Here is a 23,338-nt window from a genome sequence, read left to right on the forward strand (position 1 = left end):
AGAGCCATTCCAGCGCAAGGGGAGGCCGCTATCGCGTCCGCAATCGCGTCGAAACAACGTGCTCTAAGTCCCGGCCGCAGGGATCACCGGCAGCAGGAGATAGGCCTCCATGCCCGGCCCGGTATGGAGCGTCGTCGTGCCTGAGAAGAGGCTGTCCGGCCGGTCCAGCGGATCGTCGTGAAGCCAGGGGCCGGAGCCGCGATAGGCGGTGGGATTGGCCGGATCGGGCGGACGCTGGAAGTCCGTGCCGCGTATATCCAGGCCGAGCCGATAGCCCGCCGGCAGGACAATGCAGGTGGGCCAGATTTCCACCGTCAGCTCATAGACCTCACCAGGCTTCAGCGGCTGCTTGTCGTCATGGGTATGGTAGGGCTGGTGGGGACGGGAGCGCTCCGGGCACAGCTTGCGGTGGGAGGCCCGCAGCCAGCCCTGGGCCAGGGGCGTGTGCGGATCCACCGTGCCGGGAAACGTCACCTCCACCCCCTCCGGTGAAAAGGCCTGGAGGGTGACAAAGAGGTCCGCGTCCGGCGTGGAGGAGGAGACGTGCACCGTCAGCGCCAAGGGGCCCGTCAGCTCGGTCTCCTGGTCAAGCGGCGCCGACATCCAGCACAGGTTTTCCTGCGCGGCGGCGAAGGAGGCGGCACCGGGCGCTTCGGGCGCCGTCCAGGTCAGGGCCCCGGCGGCCGCGTCGAGATGCAGACGCGTCCAGGCGGTGCGGGCGAGCGGCCACTCCGTCTCCTTGCGCAACTGGAAGGCGCGGCTGAAGGGACGGCGCAGATGCACCCACACGGGGGGCTCACGATCCCACCCATTGTCCTCGCCTTTCAGGAAGTGATCGAAGAAGCGCTTCTGAAGCTCCATGCCATAGGGCAGGTAGAACCATTCCTCATGGCGCCCCGGGTGCCCCTCTAGCCACTTCTGGGGCGAGGCGGCTTGCGTGAAGGCGGAGAAGTTTCCGCGCGGATGGAGGCCAAAGCCCGCCCAATTGGCGGCGCTCAGGAAGGGCGTGACCACCTTGCTCCAGTCCGGGGAACGGGCGCGATACCAGGCATCGTCCATTTCGCGGGCCCGGACATTGGCAAGGGTGGCCATGCGATTGGCATGAAGCTCCGCCTCGGACAATTGGGCGGGGCCGGTGGCGGGCGCATCCATCCAGGGATCGGTCGGGCCGCTGGGATTGCCGTGCTGAACCGAAAGGATCTGGCGCGGATACCAGGTTTCCAGGAACCTGTTGGAGAGGATGCCGCCGTGGCGGAAGAAGTCCCGATAGGTGTCGGCCGCCCCTTCCCACGGCACCATGGCGGCCAGGTGCGGCGGCTGGAGGGCGGCCACATGCCATTGATTGATGGCATAGTAGGAAATGCCGTTCAGCCCCACCTTTCCGTTCGACCAGGGCTGCGTCCCCGCCCATTCGATGGCGTGGTAATAGTCCAGCGTCTCGCGCGGCGAGAGGATGTCCAGATAGCCCGGCGAGCGCCCTGCCCCGCGCGAATCCACCCGCACCACCGCATAGCCCCAGGGCACCCAGATTTCCGGGTCGACGGTTTCCCAGGTCAGCCAGCGATGCTGCGAGCCGCTGAGCAGGTCGGGATGGGCGCCGGTGAGAAACGCCCAGCTCGCCTTATAGTGGTCCTGGTAGCGCACGCCCTTGCCATAGGGCCCCAGGGTCATGATGACGGGCACGGGGGCATTCGTGTCCGGCCGGAACACGTCGGCTTTCAGCTCCAGGCCATCCTCCATGGGGATGGCCACGTCACGGGTGATGATGAAGTCGGACAAGGCACTCTCCATGGCCCGCTGATATAGCGCGGCGGCCTTGGCCACCGCGGCGTGTCCCGCCTGCGGGTGCGATCAGTCGGAACTGACGCCCGAGCTCTCCACGAGGCCCTTCCACTGGTTCACCAGTTCCCGGTAGAGGGCGGGAAAGGCCTGCGGGGGCTCGGTGGCGGGACTGACGCCGAGGTCGAGCAGCTGCTTGCGGACGTCGGGATCGGCCACGGCGTTGGAGAAGGCCTTGGCGAGGGCATCGATGATGGGCTGCGGCGTCCCCACGGGAGCCAAAAACACCTGGAAGCCGCGCGCCTGCGAGAAGCCCTTCACCCCCTGGGAGGCGAGCGTCGGCCAGTCCGGATAGGCGGCGGCCCCCTCCGGGCTGGTGATGCCGATGAGGGTGACCTGCCCCTGGTCCACATAAGGCTTGGCGGAGACGATCATGGCCAGGTCGATTTCGCCCGCCATCAGGGCCTGCATCACCGCGCCCTCGCCCTTATAGGGCACGTGCACCATGTCGATGCCGTTCTCCTTCTTCATCACCTCGCCGAACAGGTGCCCGGCGCTGGCATGGCCGAACGTGCCATAGGTGAGCTTGCCGGGATTCTTGCGGGCATAATCCAGCAGCTCCTGCGCGTTCTTCACCGGCAGCTTCTTGGAGGCGACGAGGGCCAGCTGGGTTTCGCCCACCCGCGCGACGGGGACGAAGTCCTTCAGCGGATCATAAGGCGGGTTCTTCGTCAGGTAAGGCAGCGCGCCGTGCGAGGCGCCGTTGGCGAGCAGGAGGGTGTAGCCATCGGGCGCGGCGCGCCTGACAAAATTGCTGCCGATGGCACCGGACGCGCCGGGCCTGTTGTCCACGATCATGACGCCATGAAGCGCCGGCGCCGCCTTGTCCGCGATCTTGCGCGCCAGGATGTCGCTGAGGCCGCCGGCCTGGCTGGGAACGACGATGGTGATGGGGCGCGCGGGATAGTCGTCGGCGGCCAGCCCGAGGCTGGGCAGAGCCACCACCATGGCCGCGAGAGCAAGGCGTTTGAACATGGTTTTCCTCCCATCCCGCCCCGTCTTTTCGCGAGGCATCGGCGCCGCATGAGGCGCAGGGAGGAAGATGCGGCCGATTATGACATATTGAAAATAGATAGTTTCTATGGGATGTATGCCGGATCGGCATATCACAAAGCGCCTCGCCCATGGACCTGGTTTCGCTGCGCTATTTCGCGGAGACCGCCCGCCAGCGCAGCATCTCCAAGGCCGCGGCGTCGCTGGGGGTCGTGCAGCCAGCCCTGACCCGGCGCATCCAGCTTCTGGAGGAGAGCGTCGGCACCCCCCTCCTGATGCGCCACCGGCGGGGCGTGGAGCCCAACGAGGCGGGACGGCTGGTGCTGGAGCGCGCGGAGGTCATCCTGCGCCTTGTCCAGCAGCTGGAAACCGACCTGCGCTTCCATGGCCAGGAGCCGGCGGGGCCGGTTGCGCTGGGCTTTCCGCCCTCCATCGGCATCCTGTTCGTGGGCCGGATCCTGTCCGAATGCAGCGCGCGCCACCCGCGGATCAAGCTGCTGCTGAACGAGAATTATGCGAACGCCGTGCGCAATGGCTTGCTGTCGGGCCAACTCGATATCGGCATCATGAGTTGCGAGGCGCACCATCCCGATCTTCACCAGACGCCGCTGTTCCGGGAGGCCATGTGGCTGGTGGGCCGGCCCCAGGACTGGGCTTTCACCGAAAACCCCTTGTCCCCCTCCCGGCTCGACCGGCTTCCGCTGGTGGTCGGCAGCTTCATGCGCACCTTGCTGGAAAAGAACCTCAGCAAGGAGCAGGTGCGGTTGAATGTGGTGGCCGAGGTGGACTCGCTCTCCCTCGCCAAGGAGGCCGTCCGGGCGGGGGCGGGCTATTTCGTGACGCCGTTCTCGGCGCTGGATCGGGAGCTGGGCCAGGGCGAGTTTTCCGGCGCGCGCCTGGAAGGCCTCGACGTCTCCCGTGGCCTCTTCTCCCATCGCGACCGGCCCTTGACCCGGGCCTCCCTGGTGCTGGCGGAGATGATCAAGGCAGAGGCCGCGCAGCTGTGCGCCGCGCGGCCCGACGTCTTCCGCCCGATAACGTGAGGACGGGGCCGCCGTCTGCCGGCAGCCCCCGAAACCTCACGCCGGATGATGCGCGCCCACCGTCTGGGCCAACTCCTCCTCATAGACCCCGTCGAGGAGCATGAAGGCCAGCACGCAAGGGGCCGAGGAGCGGTTGCTCCAGGCGTGGTTGGTGCCGCATTGGACCACCACGTCGCCCGCTTGCAGCAAGGTCTCTTCCTTGTCGAGCACGAGATAGATCTCGCCTGACAGGATGATGGCATAGTCCAGCGTCTGGGTCCGATGCATCATGGGATGGCGCCCGGAGACGGCGTGGGTGGAGCCGCCGGCATTTCCCATGCGGGCGAATTCGCGCGCAATGGCGTCGGAGGTCAACAGGCCGCTCTCGGGCGGGATGTTGTTGATGCGCAGGACGCTGCCGCGCGGACCCGGCAATTGGCGGCGCGGCCCGAGCGTCGGTTCCTCGGGCTGCGCCTCGATGAGCACGGGCATTTGCCCGGTGCGCCAGATGTCATTGGACCAGAAGCCAGGGCGATGCTCGGACTGGAAGAGGAAGGGCGCGGGCCCGTCCATCAGCACGATGGCCTCGCCTTGCTCATTGTGCCCGGTGACCACGCGGCGCACCTTTTGCGACAGGGACATGCTCAATCCGCCTTGATGTTCTTGGAGCGCGCAATCTTCTGCCAGGTCTCGAGCGCCTGGTTCATGGTCTCTGCCGCCTGCTGCGGCGTGCCCCCGAGCGGCGTTCCGCCCAGCTCGATGAAGCGGGCCTTGATGTCGGGGCTGTTCACCGCCTCATCGATCGCCGTGTTGAGGCGGGCGACGATGTCCGCCGGCAGGTTCGCGGGGCCGGCAAGGCCGACAAAGGACGACACCTCATAGTCGCCCACCACCTCGTCCACCGTCGGCACCTCCGGCAATTGGGGAAGGCGCTGGGGAGAGGTCACGGCAAGCGCCCGCAGCTTGCCCGACTTGATCTGGCTCTGCACCACGGACAGCGTGTCGAACATGACGTCCAGGCGCCCGGCGATCAGCTCGGTGACCTGCTGGCCGCCGCCCTTGAAAGGGATGTGCGTCAGTGCGATGCCGGTCTTGTCTGCGAACAGCTCCACCGCCAGGTGGAAGAGGGAGCCGGTCCCGGGGCTGGGATAATTGAGCTGTCCGGGATGGGCCTTGGCGTAGGCGATGAGGTCCTTCAGGCTGGTGAAGGGGGAGGTCGCCGGAACGACGATGACCACGGGATAGGACACCACCACCGAGATGGGGGTGAAGTCCCGGACCGGGTCGAACGGCAGGCGGCTCAAAGCCGCCGCCTGGGCCGGGAAGGCGCCGGTCACCAGAAGCAGGCGATACCCATCGGGCGCGGACTTCGCCACGGCCTCGCTGGCCAGCAGGCCACCGGCGCCGCCCTTGTTTTCGACGATGAAGGGCTGGCCGAGGGTCTCGCTAAGGCGCTGGGCCACCAGGCGCGCCACCAGGTCAGCGTTTCCGCCGGCGGAGAAGCCGACCACGATGGTCACGGGGCGCGTGGGATAGGGCGCGGCGACGGCATCGGAGCCCGCAGCCCCCCACCCCACCGCGCCAAGGCACATGGCTGCCGCCAGGAGGCGGCGCATCATCTTGAGCATTTCCTGTATCCTTGTTGTTATTCTGGGAAGCGGTAAAGCTTTTGTGGATTGTCGACCAAGATCTTCCGCATCAGGTCATCGTCGCCGACCCATTCGGCGCAGGCGTCCAGCAGGTCGCCGTCATTCTGCATCTCGTCATACTGGTTCACATGGGGCCAGTCGGTGCCCCACACGATGCGATCCGGCCGGGCCTCCAGCAGCCCCTCCACGAGGGGGCGCATGTCGCTCCAGGGGAACGCCTGGGACGACGTGCGGTGGAGGGCGGAGAGCTTCACCCAGCAGCGGTCGGTCTTCAAAAGGGTGAGCAGCGCCTGGTAGCCGGGGCAGTTCACACCTTCATCGCCCCTCACGCGGGCCACATGATCGACCACGATGGGGTTGGGCAAGGCCAGGAGGCGGGGCGCCAATTCCGCCAGTTCGTCCGAGCGGTTGACATGCACGGCGATGTGCCAGCCGAAGGGATGGACGCGGGCGGCGATGGCTTCCAGGTGATCGAAGCTGGCCGTCCCCTTCACCACCGTGCTCAGCCGGCTGCCGCTGAAGCCGAGCGCATCAAGGCGCTCCAGGTCCGCATAGGGCGTATCCGGCCCGGTGACCGCAACGCCCCGCAGCCGGTCGGGCGCCGCCTTCAGGGCCTCTTCCGACACCCGCGTGTCGGTGCCATAGGCACTGGAATGGACGATGACGGCCCGCGCGACGCCCAGCACGTCCAGCATGCCGAACAGGTTTTCCACCGGCGCCTGGGGCGGGGTGAAAGAACGGTTCGGCGAGAGCGGAAATTTCGAGAAGTCACCAAAAATGTGCGCGTGCGCATCACAGGAGAGCGGCGGCGCCTTGAACCGCGGGACGCGTGTATCGGGGTCCGGAGGCAGGCAGGGGCGGGTCATGTTTCCTCATCTTTCTTTGTTTCCTGATGCTAAAATCTCGGTCCGTCGAATCCCACCACCGTCTTTTCAGAACGGTTTTTCCAGTTTGGAACAGCGCCATGGATCGCCTCACCGCCTTCAGGACCCTGGTGCTGGTCGCAGAGACGGGCAGCTTCACGGCGGCCGCGGCCAAGCTCTCCACGGTCCCCTCCGCCATCACCAAACGGATCTCGGAGCTGGAGAAGTCGCTGGGGGCAAAGCTCCTGCACCGCACGACGCATGGCGTGGTGCTGACGGACGAGGGCGCCCTATGCCTTGAGAGGGTGCAGCGCGTGCTCGACGACGTGGACGATATCGAGCAGCAGCTGGCCAGCCGGCGACAGGAGGCCGCCGGCCAGTTGCGCGTGTCCATGCCCGCGGCCATGGGCCAGATCTATGTCATTCCCCAGCTCGACCGCTTCCTGGCGGCGCACGGGTCACTGCGGCTGACCCTGGACTACAGCGATTCCCCGCCAGACCTGCTGGAGAACCGCCTGGACATTGCGGTGCGCATCGGCAAGCCGAAAGACGGCGGCTACGTCGCCCGGCGTCTGGCACGGTCGCGGCGCGTCACCTGCGCCACGCCCCATTATCTGGCGAGCCACGCCCCTGTTCGCGACCTGGACGATCTGCAGGATCACACCTGCATCGCCCTGCTGGTGGATGGGCGGATCCGCAGTTGGACCTTCGCCCAAGATGGGGCGCAGATGGCCCATACGCCGCGCGGCCGCCTGACGGTCAGCAGCGGCTTGGCCTTGCGCGAAGCCACCTTGAGCGGGCTGGGTGTCGCGCAGTGCAATTCCATCCTGGTAGCGCCGGAAATGCGGTCCGGAAAGCTCGCGGAAATTCTGCCCGAGACTTCCGTTCCCAGCGAAGACCTATATGTGGTCTATCCCCCCAATCGCCACGCCGTTCCGCGCGCGAGGGTCTTCATCGAGTTCCTCAAGGCGGTGTTCAAGCCTTACCTATAGGCAGCGGAATGACCGCGGACGATGGGGCGCGCCGACATCATGTCGGCGGGCCGTGAGGCTCCCGCAGGCCGCTTCAGGCGGGCAGGCGTCCGATTTCATCGGTCAGCATGGCGACGAATGCCGTCACCTTCGGCGGACGGAAGCGGGCGGCGGGATAGACAATGTGGACCCCGCCGGCGGGCAGCGTCCAGTCCGGCAGGACCTCCACCAATTGTCCGCTGCGCACGTCGTCTGCGACCTGGAAATCGGGCAGGATGGCTAGCCCCCCACCGACGCGGGCGGCCGCCAGAACCGCCGGCGTGGCATTGATGCTCATCACCTGGCGCATGCGGACGGTCCGCCGTTCGAAATCCCCCTTCGAGAAATGCCAGACCAGCGGCTCGCGCAGCGCCCCGTTGACGATGAAGGGCAAGCCGGCGAGGTCTTGCGGCCCCTGCGGGGTGAGGGATGCAGCCAGATCGGGCGAGGCCACCAGGATCTGGCGGAACGTGCCGATGCGTCTCGCCTGCAGGCTTGAATCGTCCAGCCATCCCACCCGCACCGACAGGTCCACCTGGCCGGCGACCAGATCGATCCGGGCGTCCGACAGGACGAGATCCACCATGCAGGCCGGGTAGCGCCGGGCAAAACGGGCCGCCACCGGCGCGATCATCGAGGTTCCATAATCATGGGGCGCGGCAATGCGCAGGAGCCCCATGGGTGCGGCCCTGGCCTCGGACAGTTCGTCGACGGCGTCCTCAGCCTCGCGCAGGATCATGACACAGCGCGCGTGCAGCTTTCGCCCGGCCTGCGTGGGTTCGACCTTGCGGGTCGTGCGGACCAGGAGGCTGGTCTTCAGTTCCGCTTCGAGCCGCGCAACCTGCTGGCTCACAACCGTTTTCGTGATGCCGAGCCGATCCGCCGCCTTGGTGAACGATCCGGCGTCGACCACGGCCGCAAAATAGGCCAGTCGGTTGAGATTGATCGCTTCCATGCCCGGCCGTCTGGCTGATTGTTAGCCAATGACGCACAGTATGTCAGACTGGCAGCCATTTATCGACGACCTGCAAGAGCCTAGATGTCCGTTCAGCCCGATTGGAGTCTCGTGCGATGCGGATCACCTATCTCTTCGACCCCCTCTGCGGCTGGTGTTACGGCGCCGGCCCGACGATTTCCCGGCTGGCGGCGCTGGACGGCGTGATGGTGAAGCTCGCCCCCACCGGCCTGTTCGCCGGCCCTGGCGCCCGGCCGATGGATGCCGGCTTTGCGGCCTATGCCTGGCAGAACGACCAGCGCATCGCGCGTCTCACCGGCCAGCCCTTCAGCGAGGCCTATCGGCATCAGGTCCTGGGCGCGTCGGGCACCCTGTTCGATTCCGCGCCCGCCACCCTCGCCGTGGTGGCAGCCGGCCTTGAGGCGCCCGAACGCGAGCTTGAGCTTCTCAAGCGCGTCCAGCGCGCCCGCTACGCGGCGGGCCATGACATCGCCGACCATGCCGTCTTGGCCGAGATCCTGGCCGAAGCGGGCCTTGAGGAGGCGGCCCGCAGGGTGCGCGCACCCGATGCCGCGCTTCTGGCGGCCTATGGCGCGCGGGTCGAGGCGGCCCGTGCCGACATGATGGCGTTCGGAATCACCGGCGTCCCCGCCCTCGTGCTGGGCGAAGGGGCGGGCCGCCGCGCGCTCCCCACCAGCGCCCTGTTTGGCCGCTTCGATCTTCTGGCGGCCGAAGTGCAGGCCGCCTGACGCCGCCGACCGGCTCCAGGGCGAGCCATGGAGCGCCGGGCGGGCGACCGCCCTGCCCTTTGGCCGCGCCTTTCCCTTCCCCCGTTCGGCCAGGGAATGGACCGGCCTGCGCGCCGATGGTCATGCCGCCTCTCCGACCGCCGCAACCGCAGTGTTGGCAAAGCCCGCGTCTGCGGATCTCACGTGCGAATGCGCCCGCCTCCCCGCTCACGCCATGCCGGTATTCAAGTATAGTTTTGATCCATCACAAAGACTTCACGTTCAATTGCTTCCCATGCTACTTTAAAGGGAAATAAGCCCGATTTCGTTTGCCAGTTTCAATGGCAAAGGGAGGAAAGGGTATGAAGTGTCCTCCGGTGCCCCCGTACGAGAAGGCGCGGCTCGCTTCTCTCGCGACCTACTGCCTCGCAGATGAGGCGCCGGTTGCCGACCTCTCCCCGTTGGTGGAGATGGCCTTGCACGTCTTCGACGTGCCCATGGCGGCCGTCAACATGATCGGCTCCGATCATGTCTTCTTCGCCGCGAGCGCCGGTTTGGGGGAGGTGGACAAACGCCGGGACGTGTCCTTCTGCGCCCACGCCATCCTTCAAGGCAACGTGATGGTTGTTCCTGATGCAACCCGCGACGAGCGCTTCCACGACAACCCCCTTGTGGTCGGCAGCGCGAACATCCGGTTCTATGCCGGTGCCCCTCTCCTTTCCGACGACGGCCATGCAATTGGCGTTCTGTGCGTTCTGGATACCCATCCCCGCCCGGACTTTTCCAGCGCGGACAGACAGCGCCTCGCCCAGTTGGCCCAGATGGTGATGGATCGACTCGAGGTCCGGCGAAAGACAACACCTTCCGCGGAACACAGGCCCGTTCACGTCCGTCCCATTGATCCAGAACGGCTGTTCCTCCTATCGACCATCGACCCCTTGACCGGGCTGCCAAATCGCCAACACTTCTACCGGGCCGTGGAGGCGAGCCTCCTCACGGGCCATGCATGCGCCGTCCTGATGATCGACATTGACGGCTTCAACGACATCAACAACCTCCTGGGGCCCGAGGCGGCAGACACCGTTCTCAAGGCGTTGGGCGGGCTCCTATCCGCCGAGGCCGTGGATGGCACAACGGTTGCCCGCGTGGGCGGCGATGAGTTTGCCGTGTTGGTTGGGGGTCTTTGCGAACGCGACGCAGAGCCCTTTGCCCGCCAGCTCCTGTCCAAGATCGCGAACATGTCCCCGCTGGCCGGCGATGACCTCCAGATCAGTGCCAGTTGCGGCATGGCCCTATTCCCGCGCGACGCGAAGGAGGCGGTCGAATTGATCGGCGATGCCGACCTCGCCCTTCATGCCGCCAAGATCAGCCGGAATGCTAACGTTGCTCTCTACTCTCCCTCCCTTCGAAATCAGGCGTGGGATCGCAGGCTCTCCAGCGCGGATCTTCATCGGGCGGTCGCCCATGGCGAGCTTTGCCTGTTCTACCAGCCGCAGATCCGCTTGTCGGACGGCGCCCTGGTTGGGGCGGAGGCGCTGATCCGATGGCTTCACCCAAGCCGTGGATTGCTTTCGCCCGCCGCATTTCTCCCCTCCTTGGAAGCTGGGCCTCTTGCCCAGGCCGTCGGCCGCTGGGTGCTCGATGAAGGCTGCGCCCAGGCCGCCCGCTGGCGCCGGCAGGGCCGCTCCAGCTTCCGCATGGCGGTCAATCTCTTCGGCTCGCAATTGCGCGCCGGCGACCTGGCAAGGCAGGTGGAAGAGGCCCTGCGCCGCCACGATTTGCCTCCGCAGGCGCTTGAACTGGAAATCACCGAGAACATCGTGTTGTCCAATGATGCCGCTGCCTTGGAGGCGCTGACCCTGCTTCGGGACATGGGCGTGGGCATCGCCTTCGATGATTTCGGCACGGGTTTCGCCGCGCTCAGCCTCCTGACGCGCTATCCGGTCAACTGCATCAAGATCGACCGCAGCTTCGTCCAGGCCATGCTGCGGTCCCCGCGCGAGGCGGCTGTCATTTCCTCCATCCTGCAGATGGGCCGGGCGCTGGACATGGACGTTATCGCCGAAGGCATCGAATCCGAAGACGAGCGCGCCTATCTGGTGGAGCGCGCCTGCCCGGAAGGACAGGGCTATCTGTTCGGCAAGCCGATGCCGGCCCACGCTTTCGAGGCCTTGCTTTTCGACGCACCGCAGGACCTGCGATGCGCGAGATAGGGGCTCCCTCTCGCGGTCAGGTCAAGCAACCAAACACCGGAAGCCGGCGTTGTGTGTCGATGGCAACAGGGCGCATCGCTTTCGTTTGAAAGGTCATGCCGATGAAAGTCTTTTCGGTACTCAGAGTCGGGCTCCTGGCATTGGCGGCGCTTATCGGCACCGTCTCGATGGCGAGCGCGGCCGACGGAACCATCAGCATCCGTATCGTGAAGGCCGGGTTCGTGGTTGGCGGATCCGCTGGAGACGGTGTGCTGACGTTTCAGGGCCGCAAATATCCGCTCTCCGTCGGAGGGCTAAGTTATGGCTTCACCTTTGGCGCTTCGGAGACGCGATTTCACGGCAAGGTCCGAAACATCCGCCGTCCGTCTGACATTGCCGGGGTCTATGCCCAGGGCGGTGCTGGCGCGGCCCTTGGAAAGGGCGCGCAAGTTGTCGTGCTGACGAACCAGAATGGCGCCATCCTGGAGTTGAGCGGCGAGCAAAAGGGCGTCATCGTGAGCCTGGATTTGAGCGGCCTCGCTTTATCGCTGAAGTGACGATTTCCCAACGGGATCGGCGCCCCGATGGATTGTCGCCACCCTTCATCTGCCGGGCAACATAGCGGCTCTGCGGGTGCGACGGCATGCTGCGCTCTTATCATTCGGCCTTCGTGTCGATAGGTTTGCGCGACCTTCAGCCCTGCCGTTCACCCCGGAGCTGTCATGAAGAAGATTGCGCTAGAAGAGCATTTTCTCACGCCCGCCCTCGTGCCCCACATGCAGGCGGCGATGCCCGAGGTTTCACCGGAGGCTGCGGAGACGCTCGTCGATCTCATGCTGGACTTCGGCGAGCGGCGGCTGGCGGCCATGGATGCAGCCGGCGTCGATATTGCCGTGCTCTCCATTTCTGGCCCTGGCGTGCAGGCTGAGCCCGATGGCGGACGCGCGGTGAAGCTCGCCCTTCAGGCCAATGACGCCCTGGCGGCGGAGATCCAGAAGCAGCCCGCGCGGTATCGCGGTTTCGCCCATCTGCCCATGCAGGACGTGCCCGCCGCCATCAAGGAACTGGAGCGCTCCGTCAGGCAGCTGGGTCTCGTCGGCGCGATGGTCAACGGCCACACCCATGGCGTCTATCTGGATGATCCCAGATATGATCCCTTCTGGGAGTGCCTGCAGGCGCTCGATGCGCCGCTTTATCTTCACCCGACAGATTCCTTCGTCCTGCCGTACGTGCTTCAGGGCGCCCCGGAACTGGTAAAGCCCACGTGGGAGTGGAACTTCGAGACCTCCTCCCACTTCCTGCGCCTCGTCTTTTCGGGGGTCTTCGATCGTTTCCCGAAGCTGAAGATCATCCTCGGCCACATGGGCGAGACGATGCCTTACCACCTGTGGCGCTTCGACAGTCGAGCCGCGCTCATCGTCGGCAAGCGTCCCTTGAAGGAAGCGCCCTCCTTCTACTTGAAGCGGAACATGTACGTGACCACCTCGGGCCAGTTCGACAATGTGCCGCTCCTCGCCGCGCTCTCCGCGCTTGGCACCGAACGGGTGCTGTTCTCCATCGACTATCCTTATGAGGATTCCGTACTGGCCGGTCGCTTCCTTGACGAGGCGCCGCTGGAGGCGGAGATCCGCGAGAAGGTGGCGCGCGGCAACGCGATGGCCGTGATGAACATCAAGACGTGACCGGGCGTGAGTGTTGAGCCCCGCTTCAGGGGCGGGCCGAAAGTCCCCTGACTTTTCCCCAGAGGAGGAACGGCTTGGAGCACAAGCCGTTCAGAATGTTTCGATCTGACCGATGAATCGCCCTCTCACTCATCGATAAAGAAGGCGTGATCCGATCAGCCTGCTGTGCAGGCTGATCAGCGCATGCTCTAGCCACGCTCGCTCGCCGGCGGGAAGTGCCACTTCCCGTCGCGGATCGGCAAGAAGCTGCCATCGTCGACACCCACCTCCTCCGCAATCCGGCTGTTCATCTTTCCGTTCATGGCCATGATCAGGTCGGCGTTAGCCTTGACGTTCATGGCAAGATTGTTGGTCTCGTCGGGATCATTCCGGAGATCGTACAACTCAAGATCGTTCTTTGCCGTCAGGTCCTCCAGTGTCACCGGCGTGTTGAACGCGACGGGCGAGAAATAGCGGCTGAAGCGGTAGCGGCCGTCGAACACGCTGCGGATGCTGCAGCGATTATTGAAATCCGGATCGTTTTTCTGAAGCTCGGAGATCTTTCCCGCGAGCGGGATCTTCTTGTCGTCCATATAGACGTCGAACTCCACCGCCCATTTCGCGTCCTGGTAGGACAGCATGTCGTAGCAGAAGAGCGATGACGGCCGCAGCGTATCGGCGCTGGCGGCCTTCGGATCGGTCATGAGGGGCGAGAAATCCCGGCCGGGGAGCCCCGCACCCACCTTCTTCAGCGTCTCGGGATCGGCGCCGGTGAGTGCAAGCAGCGTCGGCGTGAGGTCTATCTGCGAGGTGACCGCGTTGCAGCTCACCCCGCCGGGATAGGCGGGATGGACGATCATCAACGGCAGATGAACCTGCTGGCGGTAGGTGCAGTTGCCTTTGCCGCGCATCTGGTGGTGCCCGCCGAGCTCGCCGTGGTCGGCGGTGAAGACGATGATGGTATTGTCACCGAATCCGTTCGCCTTCAAGGAGTCCAGCACGCGGGAGACTTGCAGGTCGCAATCGCGAATGCAGTTGAAGTAGTAGTTCTGGAGCACCCGCCAGCGCCGGTCTTCGTCAGGCCACACGCCGACCAGGACGTCCATCACCTCCTGGTAGATGTGGTGCGCCTTTGGCCGTCCGGGCGCGGTCCAAGCCTGGGTGCGCGTGCTCGGCAGCGGCACCTCGTCCCAACTGGCCTTGTAGAGATCATTGCCAGGAGCGCGGGCGATGGGCATCGCCGTTTTCCTGCCCTGGATGTTCTGACCGGGAAGGTCGGAATTGATGTACATCACGTCGTGCGGGTTCACGAAATTGACTGCCAGGTACCAGGGCTTGCCTTCGCGGGCGAGGTCCTGGGCCTTGGTGCGCAACCAGCGCGTCACGAAGGCCGTGGTGGTGTCGTCATAATTATACCCTCCCAGGGTCGTGTCATTGATGTCGCCGACGCCGAAGAAGTCCTGGAACCCGTAACTTTCGATGATCTTACGATATTCAGGAAACGGCGCGTCGATGGCCTGGCTCACCTGGTCCAGATTGACCGAAAGGTGCCACTTGCCCTGATAGGCGGCATGGTAGCCGAGCTCCGCCATCCGATGGCCGATGGTCCGTACATCCGTGGACATGTCCCGCTGCCACAGGGCGCTGGCATTGTCGAACACACCCGTGTGCGGGATGTGCAGGCCCGTATAGAGGGTCGAACGGGCCGGCGAGCAGACGCAGGAGGCACCCTGGTGGTTATTGAAGGTGATGCCGTGCTTCTTGATCCACTCACGCCCGGGCACCGGGAAGGGCCAATTCTCGAAAAAATGCTCCTGGTCCACCAGGATGAAAAGAATGTTGTAGCCGCCGGGTGGCGCGTCGGGCGCCTTGATCGGGGAAGGTGGAACACCCTCCTCCGCCTGAGCCACCTTCGGCAGGAGGCCCGCGCCCAGAAGCGCCGCCCCGGATGTGAACAGGTCCCTGCGGGAGGGTTCAGCCGAGGTCTCGTTTTTCTTCGTCATGCACAGCCTCCAAGACGACCCAAATGCAGTTCGGCGAAATCATCGTGGGGATCATTTAAGGGGATTTTCAGGTCCTTCGATCGGAAACCTGCCGGGACAAACGGCGACACTGGCCGCCCCACATCAAGGTCACGGGCAGACGCCGAGGTGCGTCGACCTTTAGGCGCGCAAACTCGCCCATTTTGCCAGCTCGCTCATGGATATAAGCATGGCTGCATGAAGCCGTGAAGACGAGAACCGCCCATCATCAATGGTCTATGGGCCAAGTCCGGACCGTTCCTGACGCCATCGCCCCTTCTGGCGGGATACTTCTCGCGGCTTGTAAGACCGATTGCCAGCCCTACTCCGTTGATGCCCTCAGGGTCGACACGCAAGCTCGCATGGTCTCTGCCAACTGGTCGAGGCGTGAGGGTGGGCGGGCGCGGTAAAGGCGTGCCAGGACCAGTTCCTGAGCGCGAAAGGGACCATCCAGGGGGCGCGAGGCCAGTCGTCCCTGGTCCATGGCCAGATAGGGCGGCGAGAAATTGAGCACGGTATAGCCGAACCCGTTGGCCACCATGCTGCGCAGCATCTCGAATGAGCCGGTGCGATAGGCGATGCGCGGCTCAAGGCCCTCGGCGGCGAAGATGGAGAGGAAGTAGTCCCGCGTCTTGGGCATATCCAGCAGGATAAAAGGTTCCTTCGCCATGCTGGAGAGGCGGGGACGGTCACGCTGAAGGATGGCATGCCCAGCCGGAACGACAAGTTGCACGGGCATGGTCCGCAAGGCGATGGTCTGCACGGTGGTGGGGAGGTCATAGTCATACAGGATGGCCAGATCGAGTGCCCCGCTATGGAGGCTCTCCAGGAGCCCGTCATGGCTGTCTTCGTGCCAGCGCGCCTGGACCTTCGGATGTTCCTTCTCCACCTCGTGCATCAGCCGAGGCACCAAATAGGGCGCAAACGTATTCAGGCAGCCGATGGACAGGCGAATGGCGGCGCGCGGCCCGCCACGTTCGCCCATGGTCTCGATCTCACGCACATGCAGGAGAATGCTGCGGGCATGGACGGCAAGGTCACGACCGGCCGGCGTCAGCAGCATGCCGCGCGCGTGGCGGCGGGTGAAGAGCTTCAGGCCGAGCGTCCGTTCCATTTGGGAAATGGCGGTGGACACGGACGAAGGCGACACGTTCAGCGTCTCCGAGGCCCGAAGCACGCTCAGATGGTTCGCCGCCGTCAGGAAATAGGCCAGTTGGCGAAGGCTGAGATTGGGCACATCGCGCCAGGCATCCTGACTTTCAGTCACGGCCGCTCGCCCCGGTTACGGGCAGAGGGGCTTGCCCATCTTGTGACCGGCGCCGGTCGGACGCGATCCACTCACGGCGTAAAATCATGCAATAGTAGCCTATAAAATCATCAAACCGCATATCTCTCATGCATTTGCAGGGCGTCTGCTCAAAATGATGCCGCATAGCACAATCTTTATCGGCCGCTTGGTTCTGATTTATTGAATTTGTAATCGTATTAATTCGATTTGCCAATGTCAGGGGCCGGCGCAATTCTCAGTGCATGTCGAGCGGAGCGGCTTCTGCAAAAGAGGCATCTCCTCCTCCGCCGCCCACGGAGAACGGTCCATGGCGATCCAAAAGCAGTTTCTCTCCAAGCCTTTCGCGGGCTATTTGAACGGCCCGCTCCCGGAGGAGAATGCCGAGCTCACCCACGTGGAAAAGGGGTCGCCGGGGGGAGAACTGCTCCGGCGTTACTGGCAGCCGGTGGCGCTGACCTCGGAGATCAAGGATGTCCCGCTGGGCGTCCGCATGTTTGGCGAGGACCTGGTGGTGTTCCGCAACACCAGTGGCGAATACGGCATCCTGGACCGCCACTGCCCGCACCGCGGCACGTCCCTTGAATTCGGCCTGCCCACGGAATGCGGCCTGCGCTGCTGCTACCATGGCTGGCTGTTCGCCATGGACGGAAAGGTTCTTGAAACGCCCGGAGATCCCCCCGGCAGCACGCTGAAGGACCGCCTCTATCACGGGGCCTATCCGGCCCGGGAATATAAGGGGCTCGTGTTCGGCTATTTCGGTCCGATCGAAAGCATGCCGGAGTTCCCGGTCTATGATTCCTATGAATATCCGGGCGACAAGCTCGTGCCCTATTCTGTCAGCTATCCCTGTAACTGGCTGCAGGTGCAGGAAAACGTGATGGACCCGGCCCATGCTGTGTTCCTGCACACCCGCGTGACCTTCTCCCACTTCTCCGACACCTGGGGCGAGCTTCCGGTGATGGATTTCGTGGAGACGCCCACGGGCATGATCTACGTGACCACGCGCCGCTGGAAGGACAAGGTGTGGGTCCGCTCCAATGACATCCTCATGCCGAACCTCGCTCAGGTCGGGCACATTTGGGAGGACGGACAGGAGGCCAAGCAGTTCGGCCGCGTCGGAATCACGCGCTGGACCACGCCCATCGACAACCGCACCTGCAAGGTGATCGGCTGGCGCCATTTCCACCCGGAGGTGGATCCGCGCGGCATCGCCCGCGAGGACCAGTGCGGGCCCGGATCGGTCGACTTCTACGGCCAGGGTGCGGGCGGCAGCTTCGAGGAGCGCCAGCGCCTCCCCGGTGATTACGATGCCATCGTCACCCAGCGGCCCATCGCCATCCATGCGCTGGAACACCTGACCTATTGCGACAAGGGCGTGGTGCTGTTCCGCAAGCTCCTGCGCCGCGACATCCGGCGCCTGGCGGCCGGCGAGGACATCCCGCTGTCGGGGCACAGGTCCAACGGCCTCATCCCTACCTATTGCCATGACACCGTCCTCGACATTCCCCCCATGGACGGGGTGGACGACCTGGAACTCCTTGAGGAGGTGGGGCAGCGGGTGACCGAGATCGTGGTCGAGGGGGAACACCATGATGGCGACGACCGCCTCGAAATCGTGCGGCGCAAGCTGCTCGACTACCAGCGCTCCCTTCTGCCCCGCGCGGCAGAGTGACATCGCCCGGCGGCCCGATAGAAGAAGGATGAGCCTGTGACCAAGCATCCGATCCAAACCGGCCCGGTGGACTGGAGTGGCGAAAACCCCGGCATCTATCTGAAGGAACAGCCGGATGGCCCCTGGACCGGGCTCATGTGCTTCTTCCGCATCGTCTATTCCCCCTACGGCCTCGGCAGCGGGATCGTGGTGCTGGATGAGCCGAACCTGGCCAAGGGCCTGCCGGACGCGGCCAATTTCTGCATGTCCGACAATGAGGAACTGGCCCGCTATCTGGTGGCGGACTTCTTCTCGAAGTTCGCCGCCTTCCGCGTCTCTCCCGGCATCGGCGCCTTGAGCTATCTGCCGGCCACCGAGGTGCGGCGGGAGGGCGACACCCGAAGCACCTATCGGGAGATCGTGCGGTCGGCCGAATTCGAGGTGGTCGCCACCTGGAACGACCTCACCGCCCCCTATGCGGTGGACATGCCGCCCGAGAAGGGACCCACCAAAGCGCACGAGATGTACAGCGTGTTCCTGGACGCCCCGCAGGCCAGCGTGACCATAAACGGGCGTCCTTTGAAGGGCTCCGTTGTCACCCGCAACTGCGCCGACACGGTCAAGAGTTCGGCATTCCTGGCCTTTTCCGAGACCTGGGTCCGGACATAGGCGGCCGAGCCATCAGCGGAGGATCGGACATGACGGACGCGCTTCAGTTCCTGCTGAGCGGCATCGTGGTCGGCAGCATATATGGCCTGATCGGAGTGGGGTTCACCTGCATCTACAATGTGACCGGCATCGTGAACTTCGCCCAAGGCGATTTCGCGATGGTGGGCGCCATGTCCACCATCACGTTGCTGGCCTTCGGCGTGCCCCTTCCCCTCGCCATCGTGCTCGCGGTGCTTGCCACCTGCCTCGTGGCCGCGGTGATCGAACGGACCGCGATCCGGCCGGTGCGCGCCGATGTGGTGCGGGGCATCATCGTCACCATCGGCATTGGCGTGATCCTGCACGGGGTCGCCGCCCTTGTCTGGGGAACGGATGCCCAGCCCATGCCTGCCTTCTCAGGCGATACGCCCCTGCGTATCGGCGGTGCCACCATTGCGCCGCAGGCCGTGTGGGTGATCGGGGCCGCGCTTGCCTCCATGGTCGGCCTGGAATTGCTGTTCCGAAGGACATTTCTCGGGCAGATGTTCCGCGCCTGCGCCATCAACCCCTTCGCGGCCGGCCTCGTGGGAATCCGCGTGGGCACCATGAGCCTCATCAGCTTTATCGTTTCCGGTGCGCTGGGCGCCGTCGCGGGGATCGTGGTCGCGCCCATCGCCCTGACCCAGTACGACAGCGGCCTTCAACTGGGCATCAAGGGCTTCGTGGCCTGCATCGTCGGCGGCTTTGGCGGCCCCATCGGAGCAGCGGTCGGCGGCATCCTGCTCGGCATTCTCGAGGCCTTCGCCGCGGGCTATGTCAGCTCCGGCTACAAGAATGCCATCGCCTTCATATTGCTTCTGGTTTTCCTGCTGTTCCGTCCCGGCGGCCTTTTCGGCGACCTGGAAAAGGTGAGGGGCTGACATGATGCGGATTGTCCTGCTCCTGGCAGCGCTCCTCGCCTGTGCATTGGCCGGTGGCGACTATGCGGTCAGCCTCGCGGTGGTGATCGGGCTTCAGGCATTGCCGGCGCTCGGCCTGACCTTGCTCACCGGCTATACCGGCCAGATTTCCCTTGGGCATGCAGCCTTCTACGGGCTGGGGGCCTATGGCGCGGCGCTGCTGGGGCGGACGCTTGGCGTGTCGGCACTCCCCGGCATTCTGCTGGCCTCCCTGCTGGTGGGGGCGGTCGCCTGGGCCATCGGGTGGCTGGTCTTCCGCCTGAGAGGCCATCACCTGGCCATGGCGACGCTCGCCTTCGGAATCATCGTCCAGATCGGCTTCGTGGAGATGCATGGCCTGACGGGCGGTCCGAACGGGCTCTCGGGAATTGCCCCCCTGTCCATCCTCGGCAAGGACCTCATCACGGATGCCCAGGTCCTGCCGGTGGTGTGGGCGGCCCTGATCCTTGCCCTGCTGGTGGCGCAGAACCTGATCGCCTCGCCGGCCGGCCTGGTGATGCGGGCGATCGCGGAAGGCGATCGGGTGGTCGGATCCCTGGGCAATGACGTGGCGGCGATGAAGCGCAAGGTCATGATGCTCAGCGGCTTCCTCTGCGCGATCGGTGGCGGGCTCTACGCCCACTATGTGGGCTATCTCAGCCCCGGTCCCTTCGATGTGGGCTTTTCCGTCCGCCTGCTTCTGATGGTGGCGCTCGGCGGGTTCGCCAATGTTTGGGGCGTTCTGTTCGGCGTCGCCTTCGTGACGCTGGTGGGCGAGGCCCTCAAGCCGCTCGGCGCCTTTGATGTGATCGCCTACGGCGTCCTGCTCGTGGTGTCCGTCATCTACTTTCCCAAGGGGCTGCTTGCCGGCATCGCCGCGCCGATCGTGGCGCAGGCGCGCCGCTTCAGGAAGGTGGTCGCCCGATGAGCCCAACGCCCCTCCTCAGCGTCGACCGCGCCAGCGTCACCTTCGGCACCTTCCCCGCCTTGAGCGAGGTTCGGTTCGATGTGGCCAAGGGCGAGCTGGTGGCGCTCATCGGCCCCAATGGCGCCGGCAAGACCACCATCCTCAACGTGCTCTCCGGCGAGGTGGCGCCGACCGTGGGTTGCGTCCGCTTCCGCGGCGAGACGCTTGGGGGCCTCAAGCCCTACCAGGTGGCAAGGCGCGGTCTCGCCAGGACCTTTCAGGCGGCCGATCCCTTCCTGCACCTCAGTGTGCGGGAGAATGTGATGGTGGGCGGCGTTCCCGGCACGGGCCTCGGCCTCGTGGCGGGCCTCGGCTTCGGCGCACGCCTGCTTCCCGCGGCCCGGCGGCTGCGCGCGGAGGCCGACCAGCACCTGGACCGGGTCGGCCTTCTGGACAAGGCGGATGCGCCCGCCGCCCTTCTCAGCGCCGGCCAGCGACGCCTCCTGTCCATCGCCCGTGTGCTGGCCACCGGCGCCAGCATGCTGGTTCTGGACGAACCGGGCGCCGGCCTCAACGAGAGCGAGAAGGCCTTTCTCGGCGACGTGATCCTGTCCATTTGGCGCGACGGAAAGACGGTGCTGTTCGTGGAGCACGACATGCCGCTGGTCAGCCGCATCGCGCAGCGCATCATGGTGCTGGATCGGGGACGCCTGATCGCCGATGGCGCGCCGGCGGACGTGCGGGCGAACCCGCAGGTGATCGAGGCCTATCTCGGCCGTCGCACGCCGGACAAGCCGAAGGTGCAGGCGGTGCCCAGCACCGCCCGCCGTCCCACGCCCTCCATGCCGGTATTGGCCGTGCACGACCTGACGGTCGCCTATGGTGGCCTCACGGCGGTGGACAAGGTGTCTCTTCATCTCAACCAAGGCGAGGTGCTGGCGCTCGTGGGGGCCAACGGCGCCGGCAAGAGCAGCCTTTTGAAGGCCATCGCCCGGGTGGAGCCGATGGCCGGCGGAGCCATGACATTCGCAGGTGAGGACCTCGGCCGGTTGTCGCAAGATGCGGCCGTGGCGCGCGGCATCTGCCTCGTTCCGGAAGGTAGGGCACTCTTCGGCTCGTTGACGGTGGCGGAGAATCTTGCCGCCGGCCGCTATGCCAGACGTCGCTCTCGCGGTTTCGTTCACCTGCTCTACCAAAGCGCGTCTGAGCGATCCGAATGCCAGGACCGGCTGGACATGGTGTACCAGTTGTTCCCCGTGTTGAAAGAGCGCGCGCGGCAACTGGCGGGCACGCTGTCCGGCGGCCAGGGCCAGATGCTCGCCATCGGCCGCGCGCTGATGGGCGCGCCACGCCTCCTGATGCTGGACGAGCCGTCTCTCGGCCTTGCCCCACAGGTCATAGACGAGATTTTCGCCTCCATAGAGCGCTTGCGGCAGCAGGGCCTCACCATCCTGCTGGTGGAGCAGAACATTGCCTCGGCCCTGTCGATTGCGGATCGGGGCATGGTGCTGGCGGGTGGGCGCGTCGCCGCCACCGGTACTGGGCGCGACCTGCTGCGGGACCCTGGCATCACCGAGGCCTATCTCGGCACGTCCGCCGGCACCGAGGCCGCATGCGGCGCTAGCCGCCTGACGATCGCAATGTAGGGCACCGTCCGCTCGGCATGGCTCAAGGCGAGCGGACAGTGCCTCTGACGCTTTGAAACCAGGCGGATCGAAGTAGGGCAACCTGCCGCTTCCCCGATCCACCCCGACGCTTGGATGGAGCACGACCGGCCGGGCTTCACGGCCTTCGAAGCGGACGCACTCCAGGAGAGACACATGGACGACTTCACCGCTACCCCCACGCTTTCGGACGTCGACCGCGCCGCGCTCGCCCGTATGCATGCGGTGGTGCCCGCGTGGCGGGGCGTGGCGCAGGCTGGGGACGTCATGGACTTTCCCGCGCGCACTCTGCTTCATGCCGGACCGCCCATCGACCTCGCCCGCATGGCCCGCCCCATCCTGAACAGCGCCGCCATGGCCGCGGTTCTGGAGAACTGGGCGCACGACGGTGCGGAGGCGGAAGCCAGGATCCTGGCGGGCGACATTCGCCTGGCTCCCGCGCAGGACCATCGGGCGATGGTGCCACTGGCCGCCATTCTGTCGCCCAGCATGGCTGCCCACGTGGTGATCGATCTCGCTGACCCGGACCGTCGCGCCTATGCGCCCATCAATGGTGGCATGGCGAAAGCCCAGCGTCTGGGGCTCGCTGGGCCTGACATCCTTGCCCATCTAAGGTGGATCAACGGCAACCTCGCGGCGACGCTCTCCATCATCGCCGACCGCGACGTTCCGCTCCTGCCCATTGCCGATGCCGCATTGGCGGAAGGCGATGATTGCCACGGCCGAACCGCAGGGGGCACGCGCCTCGTCATCGCGGCCATCGCGCCCCGGCTCGGCGCCGACACGCTGGAGCGCCATTTTCTGGATGGCGCGCCCGGCTTCTTCCTCAATCTCTGGATGGCTGCGGCCAAGCTTATGGCGGGCGCGGGGGAAATTCCCGGCTCAACCCTGATCACGGCGATGGGCGCCAATGGCGTGGACACCGGCGTGCAACTGGGCGGCCGGCCGGGCCATTGGTTCACTGCGCCGTCCACACCGCCGGAAGGCCCGCTCGTCGAGGGCGCGTCCCCGGACGATCGGCTCGGCGCGATTGGGGACAGCGCGCTGGTGGATGCCCTTGGCTTTGGCGGCATGCTGACCGCGCCGGATGAGCCGCTGCGCACAGGTCTCCTGCCGCTCGAACACCCTGCATTTGTCAACAGCCACGCTCGCGTCGGCCTGCCGGCGTCGCGGCTTGTGGCGCACGCTTCGCCACTGAACGTCACCCTCGGCATCCTCGACCGCGCAGGGCGCAAGGGACGCATTGGTGGCGGCCTTTACGCTCCCCCGCTCTCTGTCTTCACCGAAGCCCTTCAAGGCCTTTCCTGAC

The 23,338-nt window shown here is 65.4% G+C and carries 20 protein-coding genes; 12 read left to right on the forward strand and 8 right to left on the reverse strand.

Annotated elements, in window-relative coordinates:
• Window positions 1-63: 63 nt before the first annotated feature.
• Window positions 64-1,779, reverse strand: a complete 1,716-nt coding sequence (locus PV781_RS07400; protein ID WP_274774993.1) for a CocE/NonD family hydrolase — start codon at window positions 1,777-1,779, stop codon at window positions 64-66.
• Window positions 1,780-1,851: 72 nt separating this feature from the next.
• On the reverse strand, window positions 1,852-2,814 hold the full coding sequence (locus PV781_RS07405) for a Bug family tripartite tricarboxylate transporter substrate binding protein (RefSeq protein WP_274774994.1): 963 nt from the start codon (window positions 2,812-2,814) through the stop codon (window positions 1,852-1,854).
• A 149-nt stretch (window positions 2,815-2,963) separates the two neighbouring features.
• Here PV781_RS07405 and PV781_RS07410 point away from each other — a divergent pair, with 149 nt between their 5' ends.
• Window positions 2,964-3,875, forward strand: coding sequence for a LysR family transcriptional regulator (locus PV781_RS07410; protein ID WP_274774995.1), 912 nt, complete (start codon window positions 2,964-2,966; stop codon window positions 3,873-3,875).
• Window positions 3,876-3,911: 36 nt separating this feature from the next.
• On the opposite strand, the gene PV781_RS07415 is transcribed toward PV781_RS07410, so the two are convergent.
• The 3 genes from PV781_RS07415 to PV781_RS07425 are packed head-to-tail and all read right to left on the reverse strand — an operon-like array spanning window position 3,912 to window position 6,369.
• Entirely contained in the window at window positions 3,912-4,496 is a 585-nt protein-coding gene (locus tag PV781_RS07415; RefSeq protein ID WP_274774996.1) for a cupin domain-containing protein, read from the reverse strand.
• Window positions 4,497-4,498: 2 nt separating this feature from the next.
• Window positions 4,499-5,482, reverse strand: a complete 984-nt coding sequence (locus PV781_RS07420) for a Bug family tripartite tricarboxylate transporter substrate binding protein (RefSeq protein ID WP_274774997.1) — start codon at window positions 5,480-5,482, stop codon at window positions 4,499-4,501.
• A 17-nt stretch (window positions 5,483-5,499) separates the two neighbouring features.
• Window positions 5,500-6,369 carry an amidohydrolase family protein gene (locus PV781_RS07425; RefSeq protein WP_274774998.1) on the reverse strand — a complete coding sequence of 290 codons (870 nt, stop codon included), beginning with the start codon at window positions 6,367-6,369 and terminating at the stop codon, window positions 5,500-5,502.
• Window positions 6,370-6,467: 98 nt separating this feature from the next.
• Here PV781_RS07425 and PV781_RS07430 point away from each other — a divergent pair, with 98 nt between their 5' ends.
• Window positions 6,468-7,358: a LysR family transcriptional regulator gene (locus tag PV781_RS07430; protein WP_274774999.1), complete on the forward strand. Its 891-nt coding sequence runs from the start codon at window positions 6,468-6,470 to the stop codon at window positions 7,356-7,358.
• Between the two features lie 73 nt (window positions 7,359-7,431).
• On the opposite strand, the gene PV781_RS07435 is transcribed toward PV781_RS07430, so the two are convergent.
• The gene (locus PV781_RS07435; protein ID WP_274775000.1) at window positions 7,432-8,331 is read right to left on the reverse strand and encodes a LysR family transcriptional regulator; all 900 of its coding nucleotides are present in this window, start codon (window positions 8,329-8,331) and stop codon (window positions 7,432-7,434) included.
• A 116-nt stretch (window positions 8,332-8,447) separates the two neighbouring features.
• Between PV781_RS07435 and PV781_RS07440 the strand changes: the two genes are divergently transcribed.
• From PV781_RS07440 to PV781_RS07455, 4 genes are all read left to right on the forward strand, one after another.
• The gene (locus PV781_RS07440) at window positions 8,448-9,080 is read left to right on the forward strand and encodes a DsbA family protein (protein WP_274775001.1); all 633 of its coding nucleotides are present in this window, start codon (window positions 8,448-8,450) and stop codon (window positions 9,078-9,080) included.
• Window positions 9,081-9,421: 341 nt separating this feature from the next.
• Complete coding sequence (locus PV781_RS07445) at window positions 9,422-11,272, forward strand: putative bifunctional diguanylate cyclase/phosphodiesterase (protein WP_274775002.1); 1,851 nt, start codon at window positions 9,422-9,424, stop codon at window positions 11,270-11,272.
• 101 nt (window positions 11,273-11,373) lie between these two features.
• Entirely contained in the window at window positions 11,374-11,808 is a 435-nt protein-coding gene (locus tag PV781_RS07450) for a lipid-binding SYLF domain-containing protein (RefSeq protein ID WP_274775178.1), read from the forward strand.
• Window positions 11,809-11,973: 165 nt separating this feature from the next.
• Window positions 11,974-12,933, forward strand: coding sequence for an amidohydrolase family protein (locus PV781_RS07455; protein ID WP_274775003.1), 960 nt, complete (start codon window positions 11,974-11,976; stop codon window positions 12,931-12,933).
• Between the two features lie 188 nt (window positions 12,934-13,121).
• On the opposite strand, the gene PV781_RS07460 is transcribed toward PV781_RS07455, so the two are convergent.
• Both PV781_RS07460 and PV781_RS07465 read right to left on the reverse strand, forming a co-directional pair.
• Window positions 13,122-14,915, reverse strand: coding sequence for a sulfatase family protein (locus tag PV781_RS07460; protein ID WP_274775004.1), 1,794 nt, complete (start codon window positions 14,913-14,915; stop codon window positions 13,122-13,124).
• A gap of 340 nt (window positions 14,916-15,255) precedes the next feature.
• Window positions 15,256-16,200 carry a LysR family transcriptional regulator gene (locus PV781_RS07465; RefSeq protein WP_274775005.1) on the reverse strand — a complete coding sequence of 315 codons (945 nt, stop codon included), beginning with the start codon at window positions 16,198-16,200 and terminating at the stop codon, window positions 15,256-15,258.
• A gap of 328 nt (window positions 16,201-16,528) precedes the next feature.
• Between PV781_RS07465 and PV781_RS07470 the strand changes: the two genes are divergently transcribed.
• The 6 genes from PV781_RS07470 to PV781_RS07495 all read left to right on the forward strand — a co-directional run bounded on the left by PV781_RS07470 (window position 16,529) and on the right by PV781_RS07495 (window position 23,337).
• Entirely contained in the window at window positions 16,529-17,893 is a 1,365-nt protein-coding gene (locus PV781_RS07470; RefSeq protein ID WP_274775006.1) for an aromatic ring-hydroxylating dioxygenase subunit alpha, read from the forward strand.
• 36 nt (window positions 17,894-17,929) lie between these two features.
• The gene (locus PV781_RS07475; protein ID WP_274775007.1) at window positions 17,930-18,541 is read left to right on the forward strand and encodes a hypothetical protein; all 612 of its coding nucleotides are present in this window, start codon (window positions 17,930-17,932) and stop codon (window positions 18,539-18,541) included.
• Between the two features lie 29 nt (window positions 18,542-18,570).
• Entirely contained in the window at window positions 18,571-19,440 is an 870-nt protein-coding gene (locus tag PV781_RS07480) for a branched-chain amino acid ABC transporter permease (protein ID WP_274775008.1), read from the forward strand.
• Between the two features lies 1 nt (window position 19,441).
• Window positions 19,442-20,386, forward strand: a complete 945-nt coding sequence (locus PV781_RS07485) for a branched-chain amino acid ABC transporter permease (RefSeq protein ID WP_274775009.1) — start codon at window positions 19,442-19,444, stop codon at window positions 20,384-20,386.
• Window positions 20,383-22,011 carry an ATP-binding cassette domain-containing protein gene (locus PV781_RS07490; RefSeq protein WP_274775010.1) on the forward strand — a complete coding sequence of 543 codons (1,629 nt, stop codon included), beginning with the start codon at window positions 20,383-20,385 and terminating at the stop codon, window positions 22,009-22,011. The genes PV781_RS07485 and PV781_RS07490 overlap by 4 nt, the downstream gene beginning before the upstream one ends.
• Before the next feature lie 174 nt (window positions 22,012-22,185).
• On the forward strand, window positions 22,186-23,337 hold the full coding sequence (locus PV781_RS07495) for a YlbE family protein (protein ID WP_274775011.1): 1,152 nt from the start codon (window positions 22,186-22,188) through the stop codon (window positions 23,335-23,337).
• Window position 23,338 lies beyond the last annotated feature (1 nt).

This window comes from Aquabacter sediminis (genome assembly GCF_028863665.1).
GTDB lineage: Bacteria > Pseudomonadota > Alphaproteobacteria > Rhizobiales > Xanthobacteraceae > L1I39.

What these genes read in the sequence shown, in the direction of transcription:
- PV781_RS07450 (WP_274775178.1), top strand. Translation starts at nt 11,374, where the DNA reads ATGAAAGTCTTTTCGGTACTCAGAGTCGGGCTCCTGGCATTGGCGGCG.
- PV781_RS07470 (WP_274775006.1), top strand. Translation starts at nt 16,529, where the DNA reads ATGGCGATCCAAAAGCAGTTTCTCTCCAAGCCTTTCGCGGGCTATTTG.
- PV781_RS07490 (WP_274775010.1), top strand. Translation starts at nt 20,383, where the DNA reads ATGAGCCCAACGCCCCTCCTCAGCGTCGACCGCGCCAGCGTCACCTTC.
- PV781_RS07425 (WP_274774998.1), bottom strand. Translation starts at nt 6,369, where the DNA reads ATGACCCGCCCCTGCCTGCCTCCGGACCCCGATACACGCGTCCCGCGG.
- PV781_RS07415 (WP_274774996.1), bottom strand. Translation starts at nt 4,496, where the DNA reads ATGTCCCTGTCGCAAAAGGTGCGCCGCGTGGTCACCGGGCACAATGAG.
- PV781_RS07435 (WP_274775000.1), bottom strand. Translation starts at nt 8,331, where the DNA reads ATGGAAGCGATCAATCTCAACCGACTGGCCTATTTTGCGGCCGTGGTC.
- PV781_RS07445 (WP_274775002.1), top strand. Translation starts at nt 9,422, where the DNA reads ATGAAGTGTCCTCCGGTGCCCCCGTACGAGAAGGCGCGGCTCGCTTCT.
- PV781_RS07485 (WP_274775009.1), top strand. Translation starts at nt 19,442, where the DNA reads ATGATGCGGATTGTCCTGCTCCTGGCAGCGCTCCTCGCCTGTGCATTG.
- PV781_RS07440 (WP_274775001.1), top strand. Translation starts at nt 8,448, where the DNA reads ATGCGGATCACCTATCTCTTCGACCCCCTCTGCGGCTGGTGTTACGGC.
- PV781_RS07460 (WP_274775004.1), bottom strand. Translation starts at nt 14,915, where the DNA reads ATGACGAAGAAAAACGAGACCTCGGCTGAACCCTCCCGCAGGGACCTG.
- PV781_RS07455 (WP_274775003.1), top strand. Translation starts at nt 11,974, where the DNA reads ATGAAGAAGATTGCGCTAGAAGAGCATTTTCTCACGCCCGCCCTCGTG.
- PV781_RS07410 (WP_274774995.1), top strand. Translation starts at nt 2,964, where the DNA reads ATGGACCTGGTTTCGCTGCGCTATTTCGCGGAGACCGCCCGCCAGCGC.
- PV781_RS07430 (WP_274774999.1), top strand. Translation starts at nt 6,468, where the DNA reads ATGGATCGCCTCACCGCCTTCAGGACCCTGGTGCTGGTCGCAGAGACG.
- PV781_RS07495 (WP_274775011.1), top strand. Translation starts at nt 22,186, where the DNA reads ATGGACGACTTCACCGCTACCCCCACGCTTTCGGACGTCGACCGCGCC.
- PV781_RS07405 (WP_274774994.1), bottom strand. Translation starts at nt 2,814, where the DNA reads ATGTTCAAACGCCTTGCTCTCGCGGCCATGGTGGTGGCTCTGCCCAGC.
- PV781_RS07420 (WP_274774997.1), bottom strand. Translation starts at nt 5,482, where the DNA reads ATGCTCAAGATGATGCGCCGCCTCCTGGCGGCAGCCATGTGCCTTGGC.
- PV781_RS07480 (WP_274775008.1), top strand. Translation starts at nt 18,571, where the DNA reads ATGACGGACGCGCTTCAGTTCCTGCTGAGCGGCATCGTGGTCGGCAGC.